General features: G+C 37.3%; 13 protein-coding genes. 4 read left to right on the forward strand and 9 right to left on the reverse strand.

The genetic code is table 11. The annotated features are described in order from the left end of the window. Window positions 1-46: 46 nt before the first annotated feature. Genes iolI through iolE form a run of 3 tightly spaced genes read right to left on the reverse strand, consistent with a single transcriptional unit; the run spans window position 47 to window position 3,259 of the window. On the reverse strand, window positions 47-904 hold the full coding sequence (gene iolI, locus ACFX4N_RS11975) for a 2-keto-myo-inositol isomerase (protein WP_377261470.1): 858 nt from the start codon (window positions 902-904) through the stop codon (window positions 47-49). 22 nt (window positions 905-926) lie between these two features. Beyond that, entirely contained in the window at window positions 927-2,345 is a 1,419-nt protein-coding gene (locus ACFX4N_RS11980; RefSeq protein WP_057273667.1) for a sugar porter family MFS transporter, read from the reverse strand. A gap of 20 nt (window positions 2,346-2,365) precedes the next feature. Further along, on the reverse strand, window positions 2,366-3,259 hold the full coding sequence (gene iolE, locus ACFX4N_RS11985; RefSeq protein WP_013058173.1) for a myo-inosose-2 dehydratase: 894 nt from the start codon (window positions 3,257-3,259) through the stop codon (window positions 2,366-2,368). Between the two features lie 937 nt (window positions 3,260-4,196). Between iolE and ACFX4N_RS11990 the strand changes: the two genes are divergently transcribed. Both ACFX4N_RS11990 and ACFX4N_RS11995 read left to right on the forward strand, forming a co-directional pair. Further along, complete coding sequence (locus ACFX4N_RS11990; RefSeq protein ID WP_098449098.1) at window positions 4,197-4,457, forward strand: HPr family phosphocarrier protein; 261 nt, start codon at window positions 4,197-4,199, stop codon at window positions 4,455-4,457. A gap of 198 nt (window positions 4,458-4,655) precedes the next feature. Beyond that, entirely contained in the window at window positions 4,656-5,717 is a 1,062-nt protein-coding gene (locus tag ACFX4N_RS11995; RefSeq protein WP_013058175.1) for an NAD(P)-dependent alcohol dehydrogenase, read from the forward strand. An 80-nt stretch (window positions 5,718-5,797) separates the two neighbouring features. Here the strand turns inward: ACFX4N_RS11995 and ACFX4N_RS12000 are convergent, their stop codons facing one another. The 3 genes from ACFX4N_RS12000 to ACFX4N_RS12010 all read right to left on the reverse strand — a co-directional run bounded on the left by ACFX4N_RS12000 (window position 5,798) and on the right by ACFX4N_RS12010 (window position 7,043). Then, entirely contained in the window at window positions 5,798-6,187 is a 390-nt protein-coding gene (locus tag ACFX4N_RS12000; protein ID WP_013058176.1) for a MerR family transcriptional regulator, read from the reverse strand. Between the two features lie 248 nt (window positions 6,188-6,435). Continuing rightward, the gene (locus tag ACFX4N_RS12005; RefSeq protein ID WP_231101766.1) at window positions 6,436-6,612 is read right to left on the reverse strand and encodes an aspartyl-phosphate phosphatase Spo0E family protein; all 177 of its coding nucleotides are present in this window, start codon (window positions 6,610-6,612) and stop codon (window positions 6,436-6,438) included. 242 nt (window positions 6,613-6,854) lie between these two features. Continuing rightward, entirely contained in the window at window positions 6,855-7,043 is a 189-nt protein-coding gene (locus ACFX4N_RS12010) for a hypothetical protein (protein WP_013058178.1), read from the reverse strand. A gap of 276 nt (window positions 7,044-7,319) precedes the next feature. Here ACFX4N_RS12010 and ACFX4N_RS12015 point away from each other — a divergent pair, with 276 nt between their 5' ends. Then, entirely contained in the window at window positions 7,320-7,847 is a 528-nt protein-coding gene (locus ACFX4N_RS12015) for a cupin domain-containing protein (protein WP_016764982.1), read from the forward strand. Window positions 7,848-8,540: 693 nt separating this feature from the next. Here ACFX4N_RS12015 and ACFX4N_RS12020 read toward each other — a convergent pair. The 3 genes from ACFX4N_RS12020 to ACFX4N_RS12030 form a co-directional block, all read right to left on the reverse strand. Beyond that, window positions 8,541-9,248 carry a hypothetical protein gene (locus ACFX4N_RS12020; protein ID WP_029323260.1) on the reverse strand — a complete coding sequence of 236 codons (708 nt, stop codon included), beginning with the start codon at window positions 9,246-9,248 and terminating at the stop codon, window positions 8,541-8,543. Window positions 9,249-9,264: 16 nt separating this feature from the next. Next, the gene (locus ACFX4N_RS12025) at window positions 9,265-10,419 is read right to left on the reverse strand and encodes a ParM/StbA family protein (RefSeq protein WP_013058182.1); all 1,155 of its coding nucleotides are present in this window, start codon (window positions 10,417-10,419) and stop codon (window positions 9,265-9,267) included. Window positions 10,420-10,799: 380 nt separating this feature from the next. Beyond that, complete coding sequence (locus tag ACFX4N_RS12030; protein ID WP_274589112.1) at window positions 10,800-11,669, reverse strand: STAS domain-containing protein; 870 nt, start codon at window positions 11,667-11,669, stop codon at window positions 10,800-10,802. A 232-nt stretch (window positions 11,670-11,901) separates the two neighbouring features. Here ACFX4N_RS12030 and ACFX4N_RS12035 point away from each other — a divergent pair, with 232 nt between their 5' ends. Next, window positions 11,902-12,114, forward strand: a complete 213-nt coding sequence (locus tag ACFX4N_RS12035; RefSeq protein WP_013058184.1) for a cold-shock protein — start codon at window positions 11,902-11,904, stop codon at window positions 12,112-12,114. Window positions 12,115-12,295: the final 181 nt, after the last annotated feature.

Raw genomic sequence — 12,295 nt, forward strand, 5'->3', positions numbered from 1 at the left:
TGATACTAGTTTTGAAGATACTAACGTCACCGACTGACACTCCTTATCATGAATATGATTTTGTTGTTTGAAAGCTGTAGTATTCCGAGATAGCCTTAATGGTTGTCTCTTTAGCCGTCTTAATTGCTTCTTCTGCGCTTAATTGATAATATTCAGGTCGAAATAGCTCTACAGATACCGCATCATTATAGCCTTTTTCCTTTAATGCTGAGAAAATAGCAGCTAAATCAATTGCTCCTAGACCTGGCCATACTCGGTCTTCATCTGTTAAGAAGCCAATAGGAAAATCTTCCGTGTCATCAATATGAACGATAAATATTTTAGAAATATCCGCTTGTTTTAAGTCTTCTAGTTTTGATCCCATTGCATGGAAGTGGAAGCAGTCAAGTACTAAGCCTACGTTATCGCGGTTTACAGCTTGAACAATATCATAAGCTTGATCAAATGTATTAACCGTGCACTGAGGGTGTCCTACAAACTCAACGGCGATTTTAACTCCGTAAGGTTCAGCCAATTCCGATAATTCATTCAGCACTTGTACGCAGCTATTCTTAATCTCTGCTTTTACTATTTTTTGTTCCGTTACTAAAGGAACGGCTACAATATAGGGAGCACCTATCTTTTGAGCGGTTTCTAGCATACTTTTAAACTCTTCTATCACTTCCTTGTACTCTTTTTCACTGCGGTTATTAAAGAAGACTAAAGCATTCAGCGCTAGCGGTTTAATATGATTTTCATTAAAAAACTGTGCTAAATCATCCATTGAGTGGCTTTCTAAATACTCAGGCAGCTTATCCATTGTACGAATTTCGATATAATCATATCCGTGCTTGTTGCAATACTCAAGGTCCTTTACAAGATTTGAATTTTCTAATGTTGTTGCTTCGTTAAAACATAGTTTCATAATCATTCTCTCCATTCTTTACTTAAATAATTTTATTGTCATTCATGACGTCAGCGTCTTCATTATCATAGCTGCGGAACCTTTGCTCCAGTTCTTCAAGTGTAAGCCCTTTCGTTTCTGGTAAAAACTTTTTAACAAATAAAATCGCTCCGATTCCGAGTACAACAAAAACAAAAAACGTAGTGGATAAGCCAATGCTTGCCAGTAAAACAGGAAACGTTAATCCTACAAGGAAGTTAATTCCCCACAGACAAAATACGGTAACACCCATCCCTAAGCCTCTTAATCGTAAAGGGAAAATTTCCGAAAGCATTAGCCACGTTACCGGGGATATAGCTCCCTGCTGAAACGCGAGGAACGTAATCGTTAGTGCTAATACGATATATGGAAGTGCCGCAGATCCTTCAAATACAAGAGAAAATATACCAATCAGCAGCAGGGCAGTAGTCGTTCCCACCAATCCCGTTATAAGCATTGGTCTGCGTCCAACTTTACCTAGCAGCCAAATCCCTACAAATGTGGCTAAAACAGATATGACTCCATTTCCGATATTTCCAATAAGAGCAGCTTCTGTTTGAAAACCTGCGTCTTTTAAAATTTCAGTGCCGTAATACATGATGGAATTTACGCCGGTAATTTGCTGTACGACAGCAATTCCAATACCAAGGAAAACGACTCTTCGAACCCACGGAGTTGTTAAGTCTTTAAACGTTGCTTTTTCCATTTTTGCTTCTTGCTCGTAAGCGCTCTCAATCTCCTGCAGCTCTGATTTGGCTCTCTTACTTTCTCGTATCTTTTGAAGAACTGTTAGCGCTTCGTTATTTTTCCCTTTTGACACAAGCCAGCGCGGACTTTCTGGTACTCTAAGCATGCCAAAGAATAAAAAGACAGCTGGAATGGCAGCGATTGGCAGCATATATCGCCAAACGTGAGGGTTTTCTCCTAGCATATTTCCGATAATTGCGTTAAACGTAAAGGCAAGAAGTTGACCAGTAACAATCATAAGTTCATTTTGAGTTACCATTTTCCCTCTGCTTTCAGCTGGTGACATTTCAGCTAAATATGTCGGTACGGTAACAGATGCGCCCCCTACAGCAAGTCCTAATAGGAAACGGCAAAGAATCATAACGGCTGCGTTTGGCGAAATTGTACATCCAATTGTGGAAACAAAAAATAGAATGGCGAGATACAGAATCGTTTTACGCCGCCCGTTATAATCTGCTAGCCTGCCGCCTATCACTGCACCAAATGCAGCACCAAATAACAGAGCGCTCGTTACAAGACCTTGAGTAAAAGAGTTGAGATTCAATTGATCAGATTCAGACATATAAGGCAGTGCCCCGTTAATAACTCCCGTGTCATATCCAAAAAGCAGTCCACCAAACGTAGAAACTAAAATGATCGTACGTAAAAATGAATGTTGATTTCCCTGTTTACCCATGCTAATTCCCCCGTCTTATTTTAAGAATGAATAACTAACTTTTCGTTAATGTACTTTCGGGCCATTAAAGCATATTCCAATGGATGCGCAATGGAAGGGTCCTGTTCCGCTTCAACCACAATCCATCCTTTGTAATTATAGTCAACTAACGCTTTATACACGTTTGTAAAATCTACACATCCATCACCCGGCACGGTAAACATACCGGCTAGAAACGACTGCAAAAATGACTTTCCTTCTCGCTTGCACTGCTCCAGTACGTTTCTTCTTGCATCTTTAAAATGAACGTGTTTAATACGATCTATATGTTTATGTAATAGCTCCATATAGTCTCCGTCAGAAACATAAATATGTCCCGTATCATATAAAAGATGAACATGATTTGCGTCCGTTCCTTCCATTAACCGATCAATTTCAGCTAATGTCTGTACACCTGTTCCCATATGGTGATGATAGACAAGACGTAAACCGTATTCTGCTGCGATTTTTCCCAGCTCATTTAATCCTGCACATAAAGCTTCCCATTCTTGATCACTGAAATAAGGTTTTTCAGCAAAAACATTCCTTTCAATCCCTTGAACACTGTAAGTTTGCTCAGATACGACCGCCACGTCAGCATGCACTTCCTGTAGATACTGACAATGTTTGTGAAATAAACTTAACGTCTCCTCTATCCCATCACGAATGATAAAACTGCTAAACCATTGACCCGCAATTCTTAAATTTCGAAGCTCAAGCTCTTTGTTTAATATGCTTGGTTCAGGAAAAAAACCTCCCACTTCTGTTCCTTGAAAGCCCGCTACGACGATATCGCTTAACAGATGCTGCAATGTGTTTTCTGCACCAATTTCAGGAATATCATCATTTCTCCAGCCGATTGGAGCAATTCCCCACAGAATATTTTCGTTTCCCATTTTGATTCCTCTTTTCCCCTTATTGTGTAATGCTGCCTCACTAGCAATAGATAGTGAAAAACTTACCAATCCTATAACTCTACAAATGAAATCGATTTCATTTGTAGATAAAAAAACTCTTTTGTTATGTGTTGGTTAAATATTGGTTAAGTTTGAATTAATACTAATATTAAAAACGCTTTCAGTCAATAATAAAATTTCAGAATTTTTTATACACTGCATCTGCCTAAAAGCTTATTCCTTCTAAAAATGCTACTTATAAAAGATATCGTATTCACTTATATAACCACAAAAAAAAGCTTTATCTACTGTTATTTCAACAATAGATAAAGCTTTTATGAGCAAAGTTATATTTCTTATTTTAATAGTATGATTATTTAGTATGAATTTATGGAATAGATTTATAAAAAATGACCTGCATCCTTTTTATAATCAGTTTCCTTTTACTTTTATAATAGCTTCTCCGTAGCTTGTCATTGACGTTTTAAATTCAGTTATGAACTGTTCTATTTTTGAAATAGATTTTTTCATTTCATCGTCCCCTTTGCCTCTTATATAGCTCTATTATCAACAATTGTCTGCTGTTTGACAAAGTCAGTGGAAACGGAAACATTCCACATGAAAACGTACACATACCTGTTAAAAGAAGCAAATCTTCTCATTTGCTTAGTATTTCATCATTTTTCTTTCTTTTTTAGGGTTTCTTCTTACGTTTTTTGCTTATCCAACAAAAGGATTTATGAGAACTTTCCTTTAAAAGCGGCAGTGCGCTTCGCTCGCATTCCCTCATACTAACAGCAGGATCACTATGTGCATTAACATTAGGCTTACCTTTTCTTCCCTTTCCTCTTTTTATCCAAATTACCTCTTGCCTTAAAGTAGACTTTAACGTTTAAGCTAGTTTTATAGCTTTAAAAAACAAAAAAGGAGAAATACTATGCTGATTAAAAGGATTATGGTGCAACTCCCCGGCGGACTTCAGGCTAGACATACAGCTTTATTTGTACATAAAGCTTTCTTTTTTAAAAGTAACATTCTTCTTGCGAAAGACGGAAAATCTGCGAATGCCAAATGCATAATGAAGGTTATGGAGCTAGCTGTTAAAGAAGGAGATGAAATTACCTTACTGACAGGTGGAATCGATGAACACGCCGCCGTTCGCACCCTTGAAGAATTTCTTTTAACTAAACATAGATAAAAAGCTGCTACACTATTCCTTACTCTCCTTTTTTCATAAAATCATAGAAAGCAAAATTTTTTAAAAAAACTCTTGCTTTAAAGTCGACTTTAACGTTTAAGCTAGTGTTGTAGCTTTTAAATACATCAAGCGTAGTCAGTGAATGCCATTGTGCTAGCAACTGGTTATGTTTAATACGAAAGGATTGTGTTTTTACTTATGTGTAATAATCATCAACATACAACAACATCACGTGTTCTAAGTGCGCCGCATGCAAAGGCAAAATTCGAGAACACGACAATTGAACGCAGAGAACTGCGAGCAGACGACGTTTTAATTGATATTAAGTTTAGCGGTATCTGTCACTCTGATATTCATAGTGCATTTGATGAGTGGGGCGGCGGAATGTTCCCGATGGTTCCTGGTCATGAAATCGCAGGAGTAGTTGAAGCGGTTGGAGAAAACGTAACAAAATACAAGGTTGGCGATCGCGTTGGCGTTGGATGTTTCGTTGACTCTTGCGGAGAGTGCGAGTACTGTGTGAACGGTGATGAGCAATACTGTACAAAAGGCGTTGTTCAAACGTATAATTCATTGGATTATGACGGAAACCGTACATACGGGGGCTACAGCCAAAAAATCGTCGTAAAAGAAGGATTCGTTGTTCGTATTCCTGATAATTTAAGTATGGATGCAGCAAGTCCGCTTCTATGTGCAGGGATTACAACATTTTCTCCGTTAAAGCACTGGAATGCCGGTCCTGGCAAGAAAGTTGCGATCGTGGGAATGGGCGGTCTTGGACATGTAGCGATTCAATTTGCACATGCAATGGGTGCTGAAGTAACCGTACTGAGCCGTTCTAACAATAAAAAAGAAGAAGCTCTAAGCTTTGGCGCAGACCATTATTTTGCGACAAGTGATGAGACGACATTCACTGAATTAGCAGGTCGCTTTGACCTTATCTTAAACACGGTATCGGCTAACCTGAACGTGGATCAATACTTATCTTTACTTCGCGTAGATGGAACGCTTGTTAATGTTGGCGCACCGGCTAACCCAGATCAATACAGCGTATTCTCACTTATCATGGGACGTCGCAGCATTGCTGGTTCACTTGTAGGCGGCATTCGTGAAACACAAGAAATGCTTGATTTTGCGGCTGAACACGGCGTTGCCCCTATGATTGAAGTTATCGATGCGAATCAAGTAGATGAAGCGTACGAACGCGTTCTTCGCAGCGATGTTCGCTATCGATTTGTTATTGATATCTCTACACTGTAAGTTTAGAAGAAAAGCGGGCAGCTAATTGAATTAGCTGCCCGCTTTTTATTCTTTATAAAATAAGAAAAACAAACGATAAATTAGGCTTTAAATGAAAGCTCTTCCTGATACTTTTGCTCTAATTTATCATAATAATCAATTTTCGTTTCAACTTTTCTAAAAGCTGCGTCCAGCTCTCTTTGTTTTTCCATCATTTTCTCTCTATGCTTTTCAAATATCTGCTTGCGCAAACCGATTGTATCATCGCCTTCTTGTGTTAATTCAACAATTTTACGTAATTCTAAAAGAGCAATATCCGTTTTTCGTAAGCAAATAATAAATTCTAGCCACTCGATATCGGACTCGCTAAAAATACGATTTCCGTTTTCATCTCTTTTTATAAAAGGTAAAAGCCCCTGCTGTTCGTAGTATCGAAGCGTATGCGTAGGCAGCCCTACCTTTGCAGCGGCCTCTTTAATATGATATTCCATTTCACTATACCCTCCATCGCCATTCTTAGTACGGCGTTTGCTTTATGTATCTAAGCTTCCCTTTTCACGGGTGCTTTCAACTCATCTTTTAGATTTCTACTATACGATATATATAATAGATTCCGCTATTTTCTTTGCTATAAGGTAACTGTATAAATAGTATCATAAACATTAAAGTAAACGTTAAGGCAACTTATAAAGAGCTGCCGTGAAGTCAGCAGCTCTTTTCATTTTTATATAAAATACGATTAATCTGCGGCCATCACTTTCCTTAGTTCATTTAATAAATAATCAAGGGTTTGACTGATTCGAACTGTATTACGGCTTGTAAAACCTTCTGTAAGTCCTAACATAACCATATGCTCTCTTTCTGTTTCGATTTCTGTCATTAAGACTTGCATGACAACTCCTTTATACCACTTCACAGCTCATCACCCCTTTTTACTATACATATATCTCATATGCGGTAATCTTAAACCTATCATACAGGTTTTTGGGGGTGAATAGCGAGCTTTATAGCTTCAACAGTTTTATTTTTTATAAAGCCAATATACTAATATACTTATTGAAATAGAAAGTATCACTCCACTTTCTGTTAGAAGTTAAGAAAAGGCCTCCATTTAGGAGGCCTTTTCTTATTTCTTATAAAGCAGTCTAATACAAAGCCTTAGCCTCTAAAATATTCTCTATAATACGAACCTTTCTCACACTCTATCTCATAGCGCAGCCTCGTTTGCTTTCTGTAAAGCTCTTCGGACAGCTCATTAAATTCACCTTCTGTGATAGATCCATGAATTAAATTGTTGAATAAATTATTAAGATGTTCAGTTAATTCTTGAAGTTTTTTTTCTTTCAATGAACGTCACCCTTTAAAATAATTTTCATCTCCTAAAATTATATCAAATAAAACGTTTTCATACGATATATTTTTTTAATGAATTATCGTATTAAAGTGATGAAAGTATTTTTTAACTACCGCAAAACAGTCGAAAGGCTCCGATAAATCATTAATCACATGATTTCAGCAAAAAAGAAGTGGATAAAGACCGCGGACAAAAAGGCAAATGGTATCAACCGTTTTGACAAAAGCATAGGATGAAAAGAAAAATTAAACGAGAAAAGGAGAATGAGTATGCACTATACACCTTATTATCATCAGTGGCAGACCCCAGTGTACTACGGCTGGCAGCCATATAGTTATTATGTGCCGAATCACTATCACACCAGCGAACAGTTTCAGCAAAGAAACGGTAAATTAAAGGACTACGGACCAAGGCCATTTGTTATTAACATTAATGAAGCGTCAAAGCAAAATAATACGTACCGCACTGCTTTATGGACGGGAACACATTTACAAGTGACGTTAATGAGTCTTAAACCCGGTGAAGATATCGGCTTAGAAATCCACCCTAACGTTGATCAATTCCTGCGCATTGAACAAGGGCAAGGCGTTGTTCAAATGGGCAAAAGTAAAAACAATCTAACCTTTAAACGAAAAGTCTACGATGATGATGCGATATTTATCCCTGCCGGAACGTGGCATGATGTCACCAATACGGGTACCACTCCGCTAAAGCTTTACTCCATATACGCTCCTCCAAACCATCCGTTTGGCACAGTTCATGTGACAAAAGCAAACGCCCTGGCTGAAGAACATTAAAGATAAGCAGAGCGTTATGCAGGATTGGAAAGCTTTTTCAGGATCAATACTAAGTGAATAGACGGATGTTGACTAAAGAAGCTCGCTAGAAAATCGGTGTATGACCTTTTCTAGCGGGCTTTTTTTAAACTTGCTATACATACAGGATTTTATAGCCAAGGAAAGAATTATAGAATAAACTAATCTTTTTAAACAGCTCAAAATAACTGAAAGGCAAACAGGCGATGAAAATATTTTATAAAATTCCCAAATCAAACGTAAATCCTTCTCTTAAACTAGCAAGAAAAGTTCTATATATATCTGTAGAAGCAGTCATTATGACCATGCTTGTAATTAAATCTTTTACTGTGGCCTATGAAAACGACACAAATTTAATTCTCAGGCAGCTAAATGAACTAAAAGCTTCGATTGGCGGATTTGGCATAAACGAATCATTATTTTGGTTTATGATAAAGTGCAGTATTTGTACCATCGTTACATTTGATCTTTGCTTATACTTTCGAAAAAAGCTAAAAAGAAACAAAAGAGTTTTATAATTCATAAGCTAAAGCTTTTACATTGGTCCATTGGTTTTCCCATCAAGAATCTAGATTCATCGTTCGGACCTTCCTTCACCTAAAATACTTTTGTCCCGGCCTCATTTTTAATAGAAAAATAATAAAAGTAGAGGCATATTACGCCTCTACTTTCTGTTTAGAAATCTACATCGATATCTTCTTGAATGGTTCCGGTCACTTTTTCACTTTTAATTAATTGACCTTCTTTAAATGTTTCTTCTTCCTCATTTTTAACGGGTTTCAGCTGCTTATAAGAAGGAGCTGACGCAGAGCCCAGCTCTTTTTTGAGCAAATGAATTTCGCCTAACAGCTCGGCTCTTAATGAATGAACTAACGATTGAAAATCTTCTTCCCGGCTGTCTTTCTGCCCGTTTTGTTCCACAAGCTTCGCTACATAATCCTGAAGTTCCTTTGCCTGCGAGGCCTCATACTTCTCACGATTTGCAGCAAGACGTGAATTCATTTCTTTTTTTAGTAAGTCAATTTCGCCCAACAGCTCTTTTCGAAGTGAATGAACTAACGTCTCCACTTCATTTTCTTTGCTCATTTTTTGCAAGTCTTGCTGTATGAGTCTTACTACATAGTCCTGCAGCTCGTTTGCCTGCTGTTTTTCTTTCAGAAATGAAGACACTTCTAACGGAATGTCAGCAGTTTCGATTGTGAAATTTGCACGTTCATCTCCATTACTTACGGTCTTTTCCCTTGCTCCCATCATATCTGCTGATAGATTGCCAGCTGTCAGAAACGCATTTGATAGTAAATAAAATGGTGCAGCCATTTGGGAGCTTAGCTGACCGTACCAATCATCTAGTGCTTCCTTAAGGCGAGTGTTTTGATGACTCATATATGCTCCCCCCTTTTTAAACATGAACTGCGTTTGTTTCATGTCTGCTTAAAATTTCAAGACCGTATAAATTTAATTTGCGCGTCTCCGGCAAGAAAAGATGATTTTCTTCTCTGATTTCTTCCCCGTACATGTTATCAATCTGCTCTGCAATAAACTGTTGAAGGATAGGAGCCAGTCCTCCAATATAAATATATTTATAGACTTTATCTTTTGGCGATGGAAATAGATTTTCAACTTTCGTTAATAAAATTTGCGTGTATTCTCTAAGCGAAGCGTGAATAGGCTCCGTGAGATCTACTTTTTTCCCGCTATTGCCGTCTCTTTGCTCCATTTTTGCTTTATGGATATTGGCAATAATAAATTCTTCTAATGAACGAACATCGTCAAAATACTCAAGCAGTTTTTCATTTCTTAGCTTTTCAATATGCTTCAAATATGAAATATCCGTAAGACACTTCAGCGAATTTCTGCTTTTAGGAGCTTGAAGCCCTGCAGGAAGCAGCGCAAGGTCAACCGTGCCTCCGCCCAAATCTACAATTAGTGTTTCAAAATGTTTGAATGCATTTGCTTCTTCTCTATCTTGTAATTCAAAATCTTTTTTGATCGCCCAGCGAGCAACTTCGCTTTCAATACGGCATTTGCTCGTTTCAATGTTCACAGTGACCGTTTTTTCTAATCCAGGAGTCAATACCGTAACCGTGTGCTCTCCTTGAAAACGTTCGGCCATCTTCTGCTGCATTTCACTGAATTTATTTGTTTTCTTAAGCAGCCAAATCGGAAGCATAGTCGAGAAATAATTAATCGTCACATGATTATCCTCTTTGTCTTTTCCTTTAAGTATGTTGTAATAAGCAACTGAAGCTAAAAACGTCACATAAGGAATATCAGATTCAGTTTTATTATGTAACTTATTAATATGGATATTGCCTAGCACGTGTTTCTCTGCTGCGTCTCCTACTAAATAATACTTTTCTACTCCTTCAATTGTTGTAGAAATCAGTAAATTTTGAAGAAGTAATTCCGGTTCATTTACACTTGAAGGAAAATGACCCTCTGCCTGATCTTTTGTGATTTCTACTACGTTTGTAGGAATTTCATAGTAATAACCATCCACTAGCGTTTGAAAAATTGAGTTACCAAAATCAACGTTTTGACGTTTGATATCCATCCTTGTTTCTCCCCTTTATCTTTTCGTGACAACACTAATAAGTATATATTTTCCTCATTTGTTTGTCTAAGTATTTAAATAATTTATGTTATTCGAAATTGAAAATTAATTAATTTTAGACGTCTAATGTAATTGAAAAGCACTTGAAATGCTTCTTTTTACCAGTACCCATTTTTACAAAGAATGTAACATGTCACGCTGTGAGTTCCTCTTAATTTTTTTGCAATATAAGCCCTTCAATCACCAGCTAGAAGCAGCCACATACATGAAACCTACGTTCACCATAACAACAAAAAAACCCGAACCATCAATCAGATTAATAGTTCGGATTTAACTTCAACTAAAATATTTTTGTCCCAGCCTCTGGGTTTTTTAATTTATTAATAACGCCATTTGTCTTTTTTTCTTTGCGGGTTTTCTGGCAGTTTACTAAAGCCTATTTCTTCAAGACCTTTTTCTAACGTCGCTCTTGTTTTAATTGTTCCAAAATCGACGCCTAAATCCACAACGGTTTGCGCGATTTCCGGACGTATTCCGGTAATCATCGTTTTAGTGCCGATAAGCTGTAAGGCTTTTACAATTTGAAAAATATTGTCCGCTACCATCGTATCGACGATAAGAACCCCTGAAATATCAAATATTAAATAACTCAGCTGCAGCTGAGCGCTTTTTTCTAAAGCCGTTTCCATAATAAGCTGCGAACGATGCGTATCAATTTGTCCAACGATTGGCATCACAGCGATTCCTTCAGAAAGAGGAACGATGGGAACTGATAATTCTTCTAGCGCTGCATAAGCGCGTTTTATGGTTTCCGTATTATGTTCTTCATAGATTTCGACAAATATATGATTAAGCTGATTAAGCATCGGATCAATTTTTTTACTTACATCAAGCATCGTAATAGGAGCAAACTGCTTCTGCTGCAGTTCTTCTGTAAAAACGCCCCATATCACTGTTCGAAACAGCGCGAGTGATTTTAACGTTTGACTCAAAGAAAGTCCGTTTTCCACAGCCACTTTTCCTATATCTGTACCCCACTGAACGATTTTCTTTAAAACGACCGAGCGCTCTTCGAATAACGACTCGCCTAAATACTCAATGAGTTCTGCTCTCCATTTTAAAACTTCGCTTTCTTCGTGGTAAACAAGCTTCCGCTTATATTCAGAGTCCATCAGATCAGAAAATTGTATCGCTAATTCCTGTTTATTATCGATAATTTTCTTCCCTATATATAACAACTCATCCCTCATTTTTTTCTTTATCTCCTTTAGGTAGCAGAATTAACGATTACATTTTATAACAATAGTTATATCACATACAATATAAAAATATAACCGAAATGAAAAAATTGTTAAGCCCTCCCTATTTACTTTTATCCCTACTCTTCTAATCGGTATACCTGCCATAAAATGATTGAAATTTCAGCGTTTGGGTAAAAAACTACTATGAATTTATTTCTATACTTATAAGGAGGATTTTTCAATGAGCAAACATAAAGGGACCGTTAAATCATTCAACGAATCAAAAGGATCTGGATTTATCACACCCGAAGACGGATCAAAAGAAGTGTTCGTTCACTCCAATGCGATCGACCATGAGGAATATAAAAACCTGTCAGAAGGTCAAAAAGTAGAGTTTGAAATTCAAGAAGGAGCTAAAGGACCCAGCGCTATAAAAGTACACCCAGTTGACTGATAGAGTGACATTTACATACAGGTTATGGGTAGACTGTCGAATCAAATACTATTCGAATCCTAAAACACCTCTTCGACTTTTATTCGAAAGAGGTGTTTTTCGATCACGCACATCAATTTACTGAAATTGGTTAATAGTATTCATTTTAAAAAACAGCTCTAAAGTTGTCGGACAAGTATCC

The organism is Priestia sp. YIM B13551 (assembly GCF_042787905.1).
GTDB lineage: Bacteria > Bacillota > Bacilli > Bacillales > Bacillaceae_H > Priestia.

Excerpts from the sequence above, each read along its gene's own strand:
- iolI (WP_377261470.1), bottom strand. The coding sequence starts at position 904 with ATGAAACTATGTTTTAACGAAGCAACAACATTAGAAAATTCAAATCTT.
- ACFX4N_RS11980 (WP_057273667.1), bottom strand. The coding sequence starts at position 2,345 with ATGGGTAAACAGGGAAATCAACATTCATTTTTACGTACGATCATTTTA.
- iolE (WP_013058173.1), bottom strand. The coding sequence starts at position 3,259 with ATGGGAAACGAAAATATTCTGTGGGGAATTGCTCCAATCGGCTGGAGA.
- ACFX4N_RS11990 (WP_098449098.1), top strand. The coding sequence starts at position 4,197 with ATGCTGATTAAAAGGATTATGGTGCAACTCCCCGGCGGACTTCAGGCT.
- ACFX4N_RS11995 (WP_013058175.1), top strand. The coding sequence starts at position 4,656 with ATGTGTAATAATCATCAACATACAACAACATCACGTGTTCTAAGTGCG.
- ACFX4N_RS12000 (WP_013058176.1), bottom strand. The coding sequence starts at position 6,187 with ATGGAATATCATATTAAAGAGGCCGCTGCAAAGGTAGGGCTGCCTACG.
- ACFX4N_RS12015 (WP_016764982.1), top strand. The coding sequence starts at position 7,320 with ATGCACTATACACCTTATTATCATCAGTGGCAGACCCCAGTGTACTAC.
- ACFX4N_RS12020 (WP_029323260.1), bottom strand. The coding sequence starts at position 9,248 with ATGAGTCATCAAAACACTCGCCTTAAGGAAGCACTAGATGATTGGTAC.
- ACFX4N_RS12025 (WP_013058182.1), bottom strand. The coding sequence starts at position 10,419 with ATGGATATCAAACGTCAAAACGTTGATTTTGGTAACTCAATTTTTCAA.
- ACFX4N_RS12030 (WP_274589112.1), bottom strand. The coding sequence starts at position 11,669 with ATGAGGGATGAGTTGTTATATATAGGGAAGAAAATTATCGATAATAAA.
- ACFX4N_RS12035 (WP_013058184.1), top strand. The coding sequence starts at position 11,902 with ATGAGCAAACATAAAGGGACCGTTAAATCATTCAACGAATCAAAAGGA.